The sequence below is a fragment of the Jiella pacifica genome (assembly GCF_010500815.1).
Classification (GTDB): domain Bacteria; phylum Pseudomonadota; class Alphaproteobacteria; order Rhizobiales; family Rhizobiaceae; genus Jiella; species Jiella pacifica.
In genome coordinates this window covers 91,033-106,913 of the sequence record NZ_JAAAMG010000010.1, presented here as the reverse complement: position 1 = coordinate 106,913, position 15,881 = coordinate 91,033, and the positions used below count along the sequence as shown (strand labels likewise).

Here is a 15,881-nt window from a genome sequence, read left to right as displayed (position 1 = left end):
ACAGGTGGTGGCCGTGGACGCGGTTCGAGTGGTCGATGACGCGACGCCGACCACGACGGAGCGCTTCACCGGCAATCGTTGCAGCTATCGGCTGACAGGACCGGCATGATGAAGCTCTGGGCGCTGCCCGGTCTTTCGAATTGCCACATTGTCGGGTTGTGGGCGGCATGCCTCGCGTGCCGCTCGTCGCTCCAATCGAGCGCAATGAGATGCGACGGATCTGCCGACGCGACGCCAGCTGCTTTACCGCCGCGACGTCTACCGGCGACCGTAAGGCGGTCCCGTCACGTCTTGTCGTGCCGCGGAGAGAGCCCTCCGGAAACACTCGATGCAGCGCCAGGGCACCTGCCACGCTGAATTCGCTCGTCCTGAACGATCGCTGCGAGATGTCTCTCTTCCTCGACGATCAAGCGTCGGAGGGTCGCGCGTTTGATCGGATCTTCTTCGCCGCCCAACTGGCGTCGGAAGTTCTCGATGTTGAGCTCGGCGATCATCTTGTCCACGGTGACACCAGTCCAATGGATATGGGAAAGACGCCCGTGCGGCGCGCTCCGGCGCCACCGTCCGGTCATTAGATCATCGAGACCGACCCCTGGCAACAGAGTCACCGATGATATTTCATCATTGGGAATAATGTTCGGCGACTACTATCGGATTGCCAAATGATATTGACACAACACAGTCAACATAAGCTGACATCTGCTGCTATTCTCCGCAGAAGTGGTGCCCAAGGAGTGTCAGCGCGCCGGCCAGGCCCGACGACAAATGCGGGGGGGAGCGGGAGCGTCGGGCATGCAGCCATATCAGCTGGCAGGGATACCGATTCGTCGTCATGCACTTCGGCCTGTGTCCAGTCCGAAATGTCCATTGCAATCCGTTGTCTGCAATGAGTTGTCTGCAATGACTTGCAAGGAAAATGGTGGGCCCGGAGGGACTCGAACCCCCAACCAAGCGGTTATGAGCCGCCGGCTCTAACCATTGAGCTACAGGCCCGTCGCGCTCGCCCGTCCCATGACACTGATCTGGCCTGGCGAGGGTGGCTGAATCGACGACCTCGAACCGATAGCCGTTCTTTTCGGCGAGCGCTAGACAAAAGCGAGGCAAACGCGCCCTGGCTTTTCGGGGAAAGGAGGGCAATGTGCACAGTGAGCGGCTCGCCCCATCTCGCGCTCATGAGCGGTCGTGCCCTCGCTCGATCGACGCGGTCTCGGTAGACCTGCCGCCGTTGAACTGCTGGGCGAGGATGGGCGTATCGCCTCGCATCCTTCGCCCGCGTCGGATCGATCTGCCTTCGCAGGAGAGCTTTCCGTCCGCCCTGGGTCCGAAACGACCTTGGAACGGAAGGCCTGAAAACCCACCTTTGGCTTGCGCATCGCGTCCTGTTTCCGCGATAGGTCCGGCACCGCGCTGGAATGGTCGGGACGCGTGAAGACGCGCCGTCCGCTCGACGCCATCCGGACGAAGCCATGTCGCAGTCCCTATCCCAATCGAGTTTTCCCGTGTCCGAGAACATGCCGTTTCGAGAGAGTTCGCGCTTCGCCATTGCGCCGATGATCGATTGGACGGACCGGCATTGCCGGTTCTTTCATCGCCAGTTGACCCGACGGGCCAAGCTCTTCACCGAGATGATCGTCGACGAGGCGGTGCTCCATGGCGATCTCGAGAGGCTGCTGGGACATGACGCAACCGAGCATCCGGTGGCGCTGCAGCTCGGCGGATCGAACCCCGACAAGCTTGATCGCGCGATACGGCTCGCCCGCGATTTCGGCTATGACGAGATCAACCTCAATGTCGGCTGCCCGTCGGACCGGGTGCAGTCCGGCACCTTCGGTGCCTGCTTGATGCGCGATCCGGCGCTCGTCGGCGAATGCCTCGCCGCGATGGTCGGAGCGGCCGGCGAAACGCCGGTCACGGTGAAGTGCCGGCTCGGCGTTGACGAGCAGGACATCGAAGAAGCGCTCGACGCACTGGCCGACGCCGCCGTTTCGGCGGGCGTCGCAGGTCTCTGGGTGCACGCGCGAAAAGCCTGGCTGGACGGCCTTAGCCCGAAGGAGAACCGCGAAATTCCACCGCTCGACTACGACCGCGTCCACCGCTTGAAGGCGCGGCTGGGGCCGATGTTCGTCGGGCTCAATGGTGGGCTGAAGACGCTCGATCGGGCGCTGGGCGAGGCCCAGGATCTGAACGGCGTCATGCTCGGGCGCGCGGCCTATCAGACGCCGGACATTCTGATCGGGGTCGACGCGGCGTTCTACGACGAGGTCGAGAGCGAATTCGATTACGGCGCCTTGATCGAGGCGATGGTCGCCTACACTGCCCGGCACGTCGCCGCCGGCGGCAAGGTCGGCAAAGTCGCCCGGCACATGACGGGGCTGTTTTCCGGCCGCCCGGGGGCGCGGCGCTGGCGTCAGGTCCTCTCCGAGGGGGCGAGCCGGCCAGGGGCGTCGCCGGACCTCATCCGCGAGGCTTTCGGGCACGTTCGGCTGGAGCCGGCCAGCGCGGCAGCCTGAACCGGCCTTCGACCGGCGGGGAGAACGTCCGGCCAGCCGTAGCGAGCCGGGGGTGGACGGCAAGGGCCTGATGGCCGCGGAATGCCGGGCTCAGTCGACATCCGCGATGGTATCGCCGTTCGCCGAAACGGCGGCCTGCAGCGGCGGGATGAGCGCGTCGGATTTCTGGCCGGCGAGGATCTCGATCGCCCGCCGCGCGCCGCTGGCGCCTTCGCCGTTGAAGCCGGTCGTCTGGGCGAGGAGGAATACCGCCAGAAAGATCCGGTGCGTGTGGGTGCGGCGGCGGTCCATCTCGTCTCCTCCCGGTCTTCGCCGGGGGCCGGATGGCCGCCGTGATCAGCGAAGACTTCGGGAGAAGTGGAAGCACGAGACCGGCTCCATGGGCTGTGACGCAGGACACTTGCGACGTCGCGGCGCGGCCCGTGGCCGCGGGGGCATGGAGGTGGAGGCGGGCCGTGGGCTCAGTAGGCCGCCTTGGTCCGCAGCAGGCTGAGCGGCGTCATCGCAAGGATGTAGAGATCGAGCAGCAGCGACCAGTTCTCGATGTAGTAGAGGTCGTATTCGAACCGCTTGACCAGCTTCTCGGGTTCGTCGATCTCGCCGCGCCAGCCGTGGATCTGCGCCCAGCCGGTGATGCCCGGCTTGACCTTGTGCCGACCGAAATAGCCGTCGACGATTTCCGTGAAGGTCTCGTCGCGGCTCGACTTGGCGTGAATCGCGTGGGGCCTCGGGCCGACCAGCGAAAGATCGCCACGCAGGACGTTGAACAGCTGCGGCAGTTCGTCGATCGAGCTCTTGCGGATGAAGGCGCCGACACGCGTGACGCGCTTGTCGTTCTTCGTCACGATCTGCCTGGCCTCGGGATCGCTCATGGCGTGATAGAGCGAGCGGAACTTGAAGATCTCGACGGCCTGGTTGTTGAAGCCGTGGCGCTTCTGGCGAAAAATCACCGGGCCCGGGGAGTCGAGGCGCACGGCAAGCGCCGCGGCGATCATCACCGGCGACAGGAGGACGATCGCGACGGTGGCGGCGACGATGTCGAGACAGCGCTTGGCAATGCCGTCCCAGTCGGCGAGGGGGCGGTCGACGACGTCGATCAGCGGCACCGTGCCGACATACGAATATGTCCGGGGGCGGAACTTCAGCTCGCCCGCATGGGCGGCGAGGCGGATGTCGAGCGGCAAGACCCAGAGCTGCTTCATCAAGGCGAGCAGACGCTCTTCGGCCGATAACGGCAAGGTGACGATCAGCATGTCGATGCGGGTGCGTCTGGCGAATTCGACGAGCTCGGCGATCGTCCCGAGCTTCGGATAGCCGGCGACGAGCGGCGGCGAGCGGCGGTCGCCGCGGTCGTCGAAGATGCCGCAGATGCGGATGTCGTTGCCCGGTTGCAGCTCGAGGCCACGGATCAGGCTCTCCGCATTCTTGCCGCCGCCGACGATCAGCGCCCGCCGCTCCATACGCCCGTTGCGCGCCCAGCGGCGAAGATTGACGCCGAGGATCAGCCGGGCCGCGACGAGGAGTGCGAGGCTGGAAAGATACCAGGTGAGGATGGGGAAGCCTTCGAGCCCGGTGGGACGAAGAAAGTCCAGCCCGGCCGCGACGAAGCCGAAGGAAAGCCCGAGGCCGGCCGCGAGACGCCACAGTCGCAGTCCGGCCCGGCGCAGGAAGGCGAGTTCATAGGCATGGGCCGAAGCGAGGATCGCGCTGGCGGCGAGCGTGCCGGCAAGGGTCGCGCCCATCCACGTCATGGTGCCATGGGCAGCCGGCTCGGCTTGCAGGCTCCAGACGACGGTCCCGACGAGGAAGATCAGCACCGCCTCGCCGAGCCTCCACAGGCCGCACAGCATGCGCGGGCTGATGAAGTCGTTGCGAAGATGGGCGAGAGCCTGGAGCGCCTGCGGGTTGAGCTCGACCGGGCCGGAGGCGGCCGGACCGCCTGCGCTGGCCCCCTGGATCGCGCGTGGCGAATAGAACCTGTGGGGGATTTGCTCGTTCATCTGACCCGCGCCGGCTTCGGCGCCGCCGGCCGACGATCAAGGCCGCGCGAACGCTCTCGTTCAGCCGCCGCCGTAACGTCTGCGGCCGCCGCGGGGCAATCATGACTTCCAGCCGCTAAGAAAACGTTGCACTGTAAGCGAAGGAGAGGAACTGGCGCGCGGATATCGAGGCGCTTCGTTGGCCATCTGCGTGACGCTCCTGTGTCGCAGGTCACTGCCGAGGGCCCTCGAAGCGTGCGATCGGAAGGCGCTCCGCCGGCCCCGGTGAAGCGCGGCAAGATTGATGGCGAGCTCCACCGGAAAGGGAGATGAGGTAATGGACAAGGTCGTCACGAGGCGTGCCTCCCGCTGCCGGGTGGCAGCGCGAGCCACCGCTCGGGCCGTCGTCATGGCGGCGGTGCTCGTCATGACGGTGCCGCTCACGCTTCTGCCGGGAGAGGCGCGGGCGCAGACCTTGCCCGGCTGCGCGGCGGCCAGCCTCGACGATCCGCCGCGTCAGGTGCTCGATTGCGGCAATGGCCTCGTGATCGAACAGGAGGCCGCCGCGGCGCTGACCGCCCAGGCTCCGCAGAGTGGGGTCGATCTCGAGGGGCGGGCCATCCTCATCGAGGTGTCGCCACGCGATTCCTTCCAGGTGCTGACCCCGCACGCGATCGCCACAGTGCGCGGAACGCGCTTTGCCGTCGACGTCGGGGCCGGCGTCACCTCCGTCTTCGTCGTCGAAGGGCGGGTCGAGGTCGCCCGCCGCGAAGGCTCCGCCGCCGTGCTGCTCGGGCCCGGCGAGGGCGTCGACGTCAGCCCCGGCGAGCCGCTCGTCGTCCGGGCGTGGCCGCAGCCGCGGGTGAGGGCGCTGCTGGCCCGCTTTGGCCGGTGACGAAGCGGGTGGCCATGGCGGAGCTGTTCTGTCGCCGGCGCTTGGCAACGACGGTCGTGCGACGCGGCGTGGCGTGCCCGATCGGTGCGGCGTGAAGCCGCCTGTTTCGCCGCGATCGATACCGCGGCGGCCGAGCCGTTGGACATACCGGCTGCCCTGGCTCTCGACCGCCGCGCTGATGATCCTCGCCCTCGGGTGGAGCGGCTTTCTCGCGCGGATGCATCTTCAAGGCACCGGAAGCGTCGTCGACCGCATCGAGGCGGCGGCGCTCGACTGGCGGGTGATCGCGGCCGGGCCGCTGGCGCCGCCGGACGGGATCGCCATCGTCGCCATCGACGACGCGACCGTTGCGGCGGAGGCCGGCTATCCGTTGGCGCGTGACCGGTTGGCGCGGATCGTCGACACCATCGCCGCGAGCGGGGCGAAGGCCATCGCCATCGACATGCTCTTCGCCAAAGGCGCGGCCGCAGACCCGAAAGACGCGGCGCTGGCCGAGGCTCTGGCGCGTCTGCCGTCGGTGATCGCCGCCGCCGCGAGCTTCGACAAGAGCCTTTCCTCCCTCGTCCCGGTGGCGAAGGACGTCCTGGCGCCGGCGGCGGTTTTCGCCGCGAGCGCGAAGGTCGGCCTCGTCAACGTCGCGACGGATGCCGGCGGGACGCCGCGCCAGATGCCCCTCGTCGTCGTGACCCCGACTGGTCCTCAGCCTTCGATCGTCCTGACTGCGGCCGGGCTCGGCGTCGAGATCCCGCCGTCTCTGGCGGGTGACACCCTCCAGCTCGGCGAGACGACGCGGCGGCTCGACATCGGTTGGCACCTGCCAATCCGTTTCTACGGTCCGACCGGGGCGATCACGACCGTCAGCGCATCGGGTCTTCTCGGCGGCGAGGCGGACGAACGTCTCGACGGGCGGCTGGTCTTCCTCGGCGTGACGGCGACGGCGATCGGCGACAACTTCGCCACCCCCTTCGATCCGCAGATGCCGGGCGTGGAAGTCCTGGCGACGGCGGCGGCCAACCTCGTCGACGGCACCCAGCTGATCCGCGACGGCGCCGTCCGGCGGATCGACGCGGTGGCAGCCGTCTCGCTGACGCTTCTGTCTGTTGCGGCGGTAGCCCTGTTGCCCCTGCCGATCGCGCTCGTCGCTTCGCTCGGTGCCCTGGTCGCCTGGCTGGGCGCGACGTTCCTCGCCATCACGAGCGGTTATTGGCTGGCCGCAATCCTGCCGATCGTCGCCGTCGTGCCGCCCGCCGCGCTCGCCGCCCTCCTGCGGCTTCGGCGGGACCGGCAGATTTCACGCAGGCTGGCGGCGGCCGAGGCGGCGCTGCGGCGTTTTCAACCGCAGGCGCTGGCCGAGCACATCGCCCGCAATCCGGATTATCTGACGGTTCCGGAGGAACGGGACGTCGCGGTTCTCTTCGTCGATCTCGCCGGTTTTACCGGCATGAGCGAGCGGCTCGGCGCGGCGCGCAGTCGGGACCTCCTGAAGGAGTTCCACAGCCTCGTCGTCGAGGAGTTGTTGCCGCGGGGCGGCGTGGTCCTCAGCTTCATGGGCGATGGCGCCATGGTGGTCTTCGGCCTGCCCGAGCCGAGCCCGCAGGATGCCACCAATGCGGTTCGCGCCAGCCTCGGGGTGATCGCGGCGGTGCGCCGCTGGATCGCCGAAAGCCGAACCGAGACCGCGCTCCAGGGCGTCCGGCTGGGCGCCCATTACGGTCCGGTCGTCCTCTCCCGGCTCGGCCACGACGACGCCCAGCACATCACCGCCACCGGCGACAGCGTCAACGTCGCCAGCCGTCTGATGGAGGTCGGCAAGGCGCAGCACGCCGACATCGTCATCTCCGCGGCCTTGTGGGACGTCGCGGACACCGCTGGCGTCGAGCTGCCGGCTCGGTGGGAGGTCGTTCCGATCCGCGGGCGTGGGGAAGCGATGAAGGTCGCTCTCTGGTCCTGAGACCAAGAGACGTCGACGCGAGCAAACGTCGGACATCGACGATGCCGGGCGTCCGGTCTCCGTCGCGGCCGGACATCGGTCTGTGGGCGACCGCAATGTAGTGCCGCCGAGACACACGCAGTTGTCCCGGCCACAATCCGGTTCTGTCGCGCTGCAACGAATGTCGCTAAAGTGGCGCGATGAACAAGCCGCTTCCCATCGCCATCGGCCACAGTGCCTGTCCCCACGATTGCCCGTCGACCTGCGCCCTCGACGTCGAGATCCTCGACAACGGCGAGATCGGCCGCCTGCGCGGCGCCGAGGACAACGACTATACGGCCGGCGTCATCTGCGCCAAGGTGGCGCGCTACGCCGAGCGCATCCATCACGCGAAGAGACTGCTGAAACCGCTTCAGCGTATTGGCGAAAAGGGCGCTGGCGAGTGGCGCGAGATCGAATGGGACGACGCGCTCGACCTGATTGCCGAGAAGTTCCTTGCGGCCGAGATCGCACACGGGTCGGAGGCCGTCTGGCCCTATCAATATGCCGGCACGATGGGCCTCGTGCAGCGCGACGGCATCCACCGGCTGCGCCACGCCAAGCGCTATTCGGGCCAGTTCGATTCCATCTGCACCAACATGGCCTGGACCGGCTGGTTCGCGGGCGCCGGCGCGATGCGCGGCGCCGATCCGCGCGAGATCGCCAAGTCGGATTGCGTGGTGATCTGGGGCACCAATGCGGTGGCGACCCAGGTCAACGTCATGACCCATGCGGCCAAGGCCCGGAAGGAGCGCGGGGCGAAGATCGTCGTCGTCGACATCTACGACAACGCCACGATGAAGCAGGCCGATCTGGCTTTGAAGCTTCGCCCCGGCACCGACGCGGCGCTCGCCTGCGCGCTGATGCATGTGGCGTTCCGGGACGGCAAGGCGGACCGCGACTATCTCGCCCGATACACCGACGATCCGGCGGGGCTGGAGGCGCATCTGGCCTCGCGCACGCCGGAATGGGCTGCGTCGATCACTGGCCTGCCCGCCGAGGAGATCGAGGCCTTCGCCGCGCTGATCGGGCGGACGCCGAAGACCTTCTTCCGCCTCGGCTACGGCTTCACCCGGCAGCGCAACGGCGCTGTCGCCATGCACGCGGCGATGAGCGTGCCGGCGGTCTACGGCAACTGGCGCCACGAGGGCGGCGGGGCGTTCCATTCCAACTCCGACATCTTCGGTCTCGACAAGTCGGAGATCATGGGCTCGGCCTATCGCGACCCGTCGGTCCGCCATCTCGACCAGTCGCGCATCGGCGCGGTGCTGACCGGCGACCGCGAGGCCCTGTCGGGCGGCCCGCCGGTGACCGCGATGCTGATCCAGAACACCAATCCGGCCAATGTCTGCCCGGAGCAGCGGCTGGTGAATCGGGGGCTGATGCGCGACGATCTTTTCGTCGCCGTCCACGAGCAGTTCATGACCGACACGGCGAAGCTCGCCGATCTCGTCATCCCCGCGACGATGTTCCTCGAACATGACGACATCTATCGCGGTGGCGGCCAGAACCACATCGTGCTCGGCCCGAAGCTCGTCGACCCGCCGGCAACGGTCCGCACCAATCATTTTGTGGTCGAGGAACTGGCGAGGCGCCTCGGCGTCTCCCGCCATGCCGGCTTCGGCCTGACCGAGCGCCAGCTGATCGACAACATGCTGAAGGCCGGGGGCCACGTCGGCGGATACGACGCGCTGAAGGCCGGCCGCTGGATCGACAAGCAGCCGGATTTCGAGACGGCGCATTTCCTGTCAGGCTTCGCCTGGCCGGACGGAAAATTCCGCTTCAAGCCCGACTGGACGGGCTCGATGGCGCCGAACCGCCCGCCCGAAAGCCTCGGGCCACAGGGCCCGCATGCCGCGCTGCCGGTCTTTCCGGACCATGTCGAGCTGATCGAGACGGCGGATGCTGCCCATCCCTACCGGCTGGCGACGTCGCCGGCGCGCCAGTTCCTCAACTCCACCTTCGCCGAAACCGGCGGCTCGCGGCAGCGGGAAGGCGGGCCGGCGCTGATGATCCACCCCGAGGATGCCGTGCGCGAGGGCCTGCAGGACGGCGCCGTCGTGTCGATCGGCAATCCGCGCGGCGAGGTGCGGCTCACTCTGAAGGTGACCGACACGGTGAAGCCCGGCGTCCTCGTCCATGAGGGCTTGTGGGCGAACGGGGACTTCCTCGACGGCGAGGGCATCAACGTCCTCACCGGCGCCGACCCGGTCGCCCCCTTCGGCGGAGCGGCGTTTCACGACAACCGGGTTTGGTTGCGGGCATAGGTGATGCGGGGGCTGGCTCCTGAGCCGGAGTTGGGCCAAACAGAAGATGGCGCAGTTTCTGGCTCCGGCCGCCGGCGGCTACCCCGCCTTACCCTCCCAGCACCATGACCCCCGACACGATCGCCGCGAGAGACGCCCCTGCCATCGCCAGGAACGACAGCCCGGTGCCGGCCATGCGCTGCCACATCGGCGCGTCGGCGGCGGCGAAGTGCAGCCCATGGAGAACCCGGCCGACGGTAAGCAGGATGCCGAGGACGTGGATGATCGGCGCCGAGGTGCCGAGAAGGGCCGCGAGCGTCATTGCGATCAGCGTGATCGGAATGAACTCGATGGCGTTGGCGTGGCCGCGCATGACCCGGATCATCCGCGGATTTCCACCGTCGCCCATGAAAACCTTTTCGCGCTGGCGGATCCGGCCGGTCTGGACGGCGAGCCAGAAGAGCACGGCGCCGTTCAGCCCGGCATAGATCGCGACGGCGGCAATTCCTGCGGCATTCATGATCATTTCATCCTTCGTTGCGCGGTGACGCGTCGTTCCGGGCGCCGCAGACGTATTATCCGTGTAACGTGCTGAGGCAAAGGTCACGGCGAAGTTGCGCGCCGCGAACCGGCAGTCGGCCCGCGCGTCGCAGCGCCGGATGGGGCGAGGGCAGAATGACCACTTTGATCATCGGACTTTTCATCTTTCTAGGCATCCATTCCTTCCGCATCGTCTCCGAGACCGGCTACAGGGCGATGGTGCGGCGGCTCGGCGAGGGGCGCTTCAAGGGCGCCTACTCGCTCCTCTCGCTGATCGGCCTCGTCCTCGTCGTCTATGGCTACGGCTGGGCGCGGGCCGGACAGGGCGTCCTCTACGATCCCTTCGCCGGTGCCGGGCATCTGGCGCTCGTCCTCGTGCCGATATCCTTCATCCTCGCCGCCGCGGCCTATGTGCCGGCGGGGCATATCAAGAAAACCGTCCGCCATCCGATGGTGCTGGGGGTCGCCGTCTGGGCGTTCGCCCATGTCATCGCCAATGGCGGCACCGCCGACGTCGTGCTGTTCGGGTCCTTCTTCGTCTGGGCGGTCGTCGACTATCTGAACTCCCTCGGGCGCCATGCTCCGGTTCTGGCGGAGCGGCCGCGGGCCAAGGGCGACGTCCTGGCGGTGGTTGCCGGCCTTGTCGTCTCGGCGGCATTCGTCGCCGGCCTGCATCGCTGGCTCGTCGGCGTTTCGCCGCTCGTTTGACGGCTCGAACGCACCCCGCTCTTTCGTCGCCGTGAAAAATCGTTAGAAGACGCGTTGATTTCCCTCGCTCTGGCCCTTCGCAAGCCGCGGCGGCGGAAAAGGAGGAAAGCGAGCGGATGAGCGACGACAGTTTTTTCAGGGAAGTCGACGAAGAGCTTCGCCAGGACAAGGTCAAGGCGGTGTGGACGCGGTTCGGCGCCTGGCTGCTCGGCGGCGCGATCGTCGTGATCGGCGTCACCGCCGGCGTCGTCGCCTATGAGCACTACCAGACCAACCAGGCGAATGCCGCCGGGGACCGCTATGCCGCCGCGATGCGGCTGGCCGACGAGGGCAAGTCCGACGATGCGATCAAGGCGCTGCAGGAGATCGCCGGCAACGGCGTCGGCGCTTATCCGGCGCTGGCGAGGCTTTCGATCGGAGGAATCGAGGCCAAGGCCGGCAAGCCGGAGCAGGCGGTCGCGGCCTATGATGCGGTCGCGAACGACGCCGACGTGCCTGCCGGCCTGCGCGACATGGCGGCGATCCGCGCCGCCTATGTCCTGGTCGACAACGGCAGCCTGGACGACGTTCGCCAGAGGGTGGAGCGGCTTTCGGGCGACAGCGATCCGTTGCGTTTTCCGGCCCGCGAGGCGATCGCGCTCGCTGCCTGGAAGGCCGGCGACACCGAGACGGCCAAGCCGCTGCTGCAGGGGCTCGTCACCGATCCCGGAACGCCGTCGGACGTTTCCGGCCGCGCCCGGATCCTGCTCGATCTGATCAATGCCGGCGCCACCGGCCCAAATGCGCTGCCGCCGACGGAGGGCGGCACGACGCCGCCGCCGGCCAGCGCCGACAACGGTCTCGGCACCGTCGATCTGCCGGGCCTTCTCGACGGCGGGCAGGGCCAGGAAACGAGTGCCGGGGATGGCGAGGCGGGAGCCTCTGGTGTTACGATGTCGACCACCGGCCTTGGCCAGTCGAGCGACGACGAAGCGCCGGCAGCGGCTCAGTCCGGGGAAGCGGCTCCTGCGGCAGCCCAGCCGAGCGATGCGTCTGCTCCGGCCGGTTCCGAAACCGCACCCACCGCACCGTCGTCTTCTGCCCAACCCGCAGAAACGGCGGCACCGGCTTCGCCCGTGACCGAAGAACAGGCGCCTTCCGCCGGAACCACCGGCTCCGCCCCAGCCGCCGATGTGCCGGCGGATGGCGAGGCCGGCTCAGAAACCGCCGCGCCGAACGGCGAGGCGCCTGCCACGCCGGCCGAAGCCACCAGCGACGCCGGCGTCCCGCCGGCATCGCCACCCGGCGGCCCCACCGGCAACTGAGCCGGAGGCTGCCGGCCCCCATTCACGAAGGAGCGACACCCGACATGGTCACCATCGCAATCATCGGTCGACCGAACGTCGGGAAGTCGACCTTGTTCAACCGCCTCGTCGGCCGTCGTCTGGCTCTCGTCGACGATCAGCCGGGCGTCACCCGCGACCGCCGGCTCGGGGAGGCGCGGCTGATGGATCTCGCCTTCGAGATCGTCGACACGGCGGGTCTCGAACAGGCCGGGGCCGATACGCTCGAGGGCCGCATGCGCGCCCAGACCGAGGAGGCGATCAAGGCGGCGGACCTCTGCCTCTTCATGATCGACGTGAAGACCGGCCTGACGCCGCAGGACCAGGACTTCGCCGAACTCCTGCGGCGCTCCGCCAAAAGGGTGATCCTCGTTGCCAACAAGGCGGAGGCACGGGGCTCTCAGGCCGGCCTTCTCGACGCCTATGCCATCGGCCTCGGCGAGCCGGTGGGGATTTCCGCCGAGCATGGCGAGGGCATGGCCGAATTGCGCGACGCCATGGTCGAGACCCTCGGCCGCGGTGCTTTTCGCCCGCACGGCACGGCCCGCAGGCCCCGTGAGGACGGCGACCGGCCGGAAGGCGAGCTGACGCAGGCGGAGATGGATGCGGCGGAAGCGGCCGCTCTTGCCGACGAGGAAGAGCCGATCGAAGACTATGACGAGACCAAGCCGCTGCGGCTTGCCATCGTCGGGCGGCCGAATGCCGGCAAGTCGACGCTGATCAACCGCTTCCTCGGGGAGGACCGGCTTTTGACCGGGCCGGAGGCCGGCATCACCCGGGATTCGATCTCCGTCGAATGGGAGTGGCGGGGACGCAAGATCAAGGTCTTCGACACCGCCGGCATGCGCCGCAAGGCGCGCATCCAGGAAAAGCTCGAGAAGCTCTCCGTCGCCGACGGTCTTCGGGCCATCCGCTTCGCCGAGGTCGTGGTCATCGTCTTCGACGTGACCATCCCCTTCGAGCGCCAGGACCTTTCGATCGTCGACCTGATCGTGCGCGAGGGACGGGCGCCGGTGATCGCCTTCAACAAGTGGGACCTGATCGAAGACCGTCAGGCGCTGCTCAAGGACCTGCACGAGAAGACCCAACGCCTCCTGCCGCAGGTGCGCGGGATCAAGGCCGTGCCGGTTTCCGGCGAGACCGGCGAGGGGATCGACCGGCTGATGCGGGCGGCGGCCGACACCCATGAGATCTGGAACCGCCGAATCAGCACCGCCAAACTCAATCAATGGCTTGAGCGAGCAGTCGCTAGACATCCGCCGCCGGCCGTGGCTGGACGACGCGTTAACATCAAGTATATTACCCAAGTGAAGTCGCGGCCACCGAGCTTCATCATATCGACGGCTCGGCCAGAGGCGCTCGGCGCCTCCTACACGCGCTATCTGATCAATGGGTTACGGGAGGATTTCGATTTCCCCGGCGTGCCGATCAGGCTGGCGCTTCGCAAGGCCGCCAACCCTTATGCTGGGAAAAAGCGGCGCTCGTCTTGAAATGACCAAATTTTGTTAACCATTGGACAAGGTTAATGGGGGATGTTTTAGCAGCATCTGTGGGAAAACTGTAACACGCAAGCGGGGGCTTGATGGGGGCTGAGGGGCAGGCGGCGAAGAGCCGCAGGCAACGTCGCGGCAATCGCAATGCCGGACGAGCGATCACGATCGCAATCATGGGGATCCTGCTCGCGGGGGCGAGCACTTCCCGGATCGATCATCAGGATATCACCCGGCTCGTCGCCGGGCCGGACGTCGCGGAGCGGGCGCATGCCTTCCTCGTGCCGAACGGCCTCGGCCAGATGTCCGCGGTCGATCTCGTCTATTCGTCCGAAGAAGGGGCTCGCGTCACCGCGGAGCGCAAGGCGGCAGACATGCTCGCCCGGCGGATGGCGATGGTGGCCGAGGGCGACGAAGGGCGCGTCCAGCGCGCCGGCAAGGCGAGCCGCGTCGTCGAGCGCCGTCCGGCAAACGAGATGTTCCGCTTCGGCCTCGCCGCCGGATCGGTCTTCGACGGCAAGGGCATCATCGGTCCGAGGGTTGCCGGCGGTGAAGCGCGCATCCGTACCGCCTTTGCCCAGCTTTCCACCTCGACCAAGGACTCCGTCGCCATCGCCGCGAGCTTCCAGTTGATGGGGCCGCCGAAGTTCGACAAGCGCAAGATCGGTCAGGCCGCGGAAGACAAGGTCATGCTTGCCTCGCTGAAGTCGTCCGACGACACCGGAGCCCTCGGCTATGCGCCCGCCGATGGCGGTGTCGGCGGCAGGGCCTCGTCGATGTTCGAGCGTGTCCTCAAGGATCAGCCGGAAGCCTTCATCCCGCCGATCGACGACAACGACCACGCCTGGGCCGCCACGGCTCTGCCGAAGGAGGCCAGCAGCGAGTCCGAACAGACCTGTCTTGCCAACGGCATCTATTTCGAGGCGCGCGGCGAATCTTCGCAAGGCCAGGCGGCCGTCGCCCAGGTTATCCTCAACCGCGTGCGCAACCCTGCCTATCCGAACACCATTTGCGGCGTCGTCTACCAGAACAAGAACTGGCGCAATCGTTGCCAGTTCTCCTTCGCCTGCGACGGCCACAAGGACAGGATCCGCGATGCCGGCTCCTACGCCGAGGCCGAGGACATCGCCAAGAAGGTGACGACCGGCGAGATCTGGATCTCCGAGGTCGGGTCCGCGACCCATTACCACGCCAACTACGTGCGGCCCCGCTGGGCCCGGGCGATGGAGAGGGTCGACAAGATCGGCCGCCACATCTTCTATCGCACCTATAACGGCGGACTCTGATCTGGTTCGCCTGAAGCCGAGTGTGAGGGCGCCGCGTGGCGCCCTTTTGCTTTTTTGCGCCGCGCCGCTTCCCACCATGACGGGCGATGGTCTAAGCCTTCGCGCGATTCACGATGTTTGGAGCGCGTCAGTGCCATGAGCCAGGATACGAAACGTCTACTTGCCATCTTGACGGCCCAGCCGGTGGTTCCGGTGGTCGCGGTCGGCAGCGCCGCCGAGGGCGTCTCGCTCGCCCGGGCGCTGGTCGCCGGCGGCATCGGCTCGATCGAGGTGACACTGAGGACGCCCGCGGCGCTCGAGGCGATCCGGGCGATCAAGGCCGAGGTGCCGGAAATGGTCTGCGGCGCCGGCACGATCCTCACCCCCAGGCAGTTCGCCGAGGCGGAGAAGGCCGGGGCCGAGTTCATCGTCTCGCCGGGTGCGACGGTGGAGATCCTCGATGCGGCCCGTGGCTCCGACGTGCCCCTGTTGCCGGGCTCCGCGACGCCGAGCGAGATGATGGCGATGCTGCAGGAGGGCTACGAGATCCTCAAATTCTTCCCCGCCGAGCAGATCGGCGGCGCCGCGCTGCTCAAGTCGATCGCCCCGGTCATCCCGCAGATCAAGTTCTGTCCGACAGGCGGCGTCTCGATGAAGAACGTCAAGGATTACCTCAGCTTGCCGAACGTTCTTTGCGTTGGCGGCTCTTGGCTGGCGCCGAAGGACAAAGTCGCCGCCCGCGACTGGGCCGGGATCACCGAACTCGCCAGGGAGGCGGCCGGCCTGAACGGCGGCGACTGAGACCGAGAAGTCGGGCCGTCCGGCGAAAATCGCTTGACGGCGCGGCGGCGCGGCGGCAATGTCCGCTCTGCTGCGGGTGTAGTTCAGTGGTAGAACGCAAGCTTCCCAAGCTTGATGTCGTGGGTTCAATCCCCATCGCCCGCTCCAGCCCTTTCA

General features: G+C 67.4%; 13 protein-coding genes and 2 tRNA genes. 10 read left to right on the top strand and 5 right to left on the bottom strand.

Annotated features, from left to right (window positions below; translation table 11 throughout):
- Positions 1-284 precede the first annotated feature (284 nt).
- Together GTK09_RS13680 and GTK09_RS13675 are read right to left on the bottom strand one after the other, a co-directional pair.
- On the bottom strand, positions 285-503 hold the full coding sequence (locus GTK09_RS13680) for a hypothetical protein (RefSeq protein ID WP_163463728.1): 219 nt from the start codon (positions 501-503) through the stop codon (positions 285-287).
- A 414-nt stretch (positions 504-917) separates the two neighbouring features.
- Positions 918-993, bottom strand: a tRNA-Ile gene (locus GTK09_RS13675).
- Positions 994-1,511: 518 nt separating this feature from the next.
- On the opposite strand from GTK09_RS13675, the gene dusA reads away from it, so the two are divergent.
- Entirely contained in the window at positions 1,512-2,510 is a 999-nt protein-coding gene (gene dusA / locus GTK09_RS13670; protein ID WP_246217905.1) for a tRNA dihydrouridine(20/20a) synthase DusA, read from the top strand.
- A 90-nt stretch (positions 2,511-2,600) separates the two neighbouring features.
- On the opposite strand, the gene GTK09_RS13665 is transcribed toward dusA, so the two are convergent.
- Positions 2,601-2,801, bottom strand: a complete 201-nt coding sequence (locus GTK09_RS13665; protein ID WP_163463726.1) for a hypothetical protein — start codon at positions 2,799-2,801, stop codon at positions 2,601-2,603.
- A gap of 170 nt (positions 2,802-2,971) precedes the next feature.
- Positions 2,972-4,510: an undecaprenyl-phosphate glucose phosphotransferase gene (locus GTK09_RS13660; RefSeq protein WP_163463725.1), complete on the bottom strand. Its 1,539-nt coding sequence runs from the start codon at positions 4,508-4,510 to the stop codon at positions 2,972-2,974.
- 316 nt (positions 4,511-4,826) lie between these two features.
- On the opposite strand from GTK09_RS13660, the gene GTK09_RS13655 reads away from it, so the two are divergent.
- From GTK09_RS13655 to GTK09_RS13645, 3 genes are all read left to right on the top strand, one after another.
- The gene (locus GTK09_RS13655) at positions 4,827-5,384 is read left to right on the top strand and encodes a FecR domain-containing protein (RefSeq protein ID WP_163463724.1); all 558 of its coding nucleotides are present in this window, start codon (positions 4,827-4,829) and stop codon (positions 5,382-5,384) included.
- Between the two features lie 178 nt (positions 5,385-5,562).
- Positions 5,563-7,335, top strand: coding sequence for a CHASE2 domain-containing protein (locus GTK09_RS13650; protein WP_163463723.1), 1,773 nt, complete (start codon positions 5,563-5,565; stop codon positions 7,333-7,335).
- A gap of 179 nt (positions 7,336-7,514) precedes the next feature.
- Positions 7,515-9,620: a molybdopterin-containing oxidoreductase family protein gene (locus GTK09_RS13645; RefSeq protein ID WP_163463722.1), complete on the top strand. Its 2,106-nt coding sequence runs from the start codon at positions 7,515-7,517 to the stop codon at positions 9,618-9,620.
- A gap of 88 nt (positions 9,621-9,708) precedes the next feature.
- On the opposite strand, the gene GTK09_RS13640 is transcribed toward GTK09_RS13645, so the two are convergent.
- Positions 9,709-10,125: an MAPEG family protein gene (locus GTK09_RS13640; RefSeq protein WP_203561026.1), complete on the bottom strand. Its 417-nt coding sequence runs from the start codon at positions 10,123-10,125 to the stop codon at positions 9,709-9,711.
- Positions 10,126-10,274: 149 nt separating this feature from the next.
- Between GTK09_RS13640 and GTK09_RS13635 the strand changes: the two genes are divergently transcribed.
- The 6 genes from GTK09_RS13635 (at position 10,275) to GTK09_RS13610 (ending at position 15,872) form a co-directional block, all read left to right on the top strand.
- Positions 10,275-10,847 (top strand): NnrU family protein, encoded by a 573-nt coding sequence (locus tag GTK09_RS13635; protein WP_163463721.1) that lies wholly within the window; start codon positions 10,275-10,277, stop codon positions 10,845-10,847.
- A gap of 116 nt (positions 10,848-10,963) precedes the next feature.
- Positions 10,964-12,151, top strand: coding sequence for a tetratricopeptide repeat protein (locus GTK09_RS13630; RefSeq protein WP_163463720.1), 1,188 nt, complete (start codon positions 10,964-10,966; stop codon positions 12,149-12,151).
- Positions 12,152-12,195: 44 nt separating this feature from the next.
- Complete coding sequence (gene der / locus GTK09_RS13625; RefSeq protein WP_163463719.1) at positions 12,196-13,659, top strand: ribosome biogenesis GTPase Der; 1,464 nt, start codon at positions 12,196-12,198, stop codon at positions 13,657-13,659.
- 176 nt (positions 13,660-13,835) lie between these two features.
- Positions 13,836-14,945: a cell wall hydrolase gene (locus GTK09_RS13620; protein ID WP_163463718.1), complete on the top strand. Its 1,110-nt coding sequence runs from the start codon at positions 13,836-13,838 to the stop codon at positions 14,943-14,945.
- Positions 14,946-15,080: 135 nt separating this feature from the next.
- Positions 15,081-15,725: a bifunctional 4-hydroxy-2-oxoglutarate aldolase/2-dehydro-3-deoxy-phosphogluconate aldolase gene (gene eda / locus GTK09_RS13615; protein ID WP_163463717.1), complete on the top strand. Its 645-nt coding sequence runs from the start codon at positions 15,081-15,083 to the stop codon at positions 15,723-15,725.
- 72 nt (positions 15,726-15,797) lie between these two features.
- A tRNA-Gly gene (locus tag GTK09_RS13610) sits at positions 15,798-15,872 on the top strand.
- Positions 15,873-15,881: the final 9 nt, after the last annotated feature.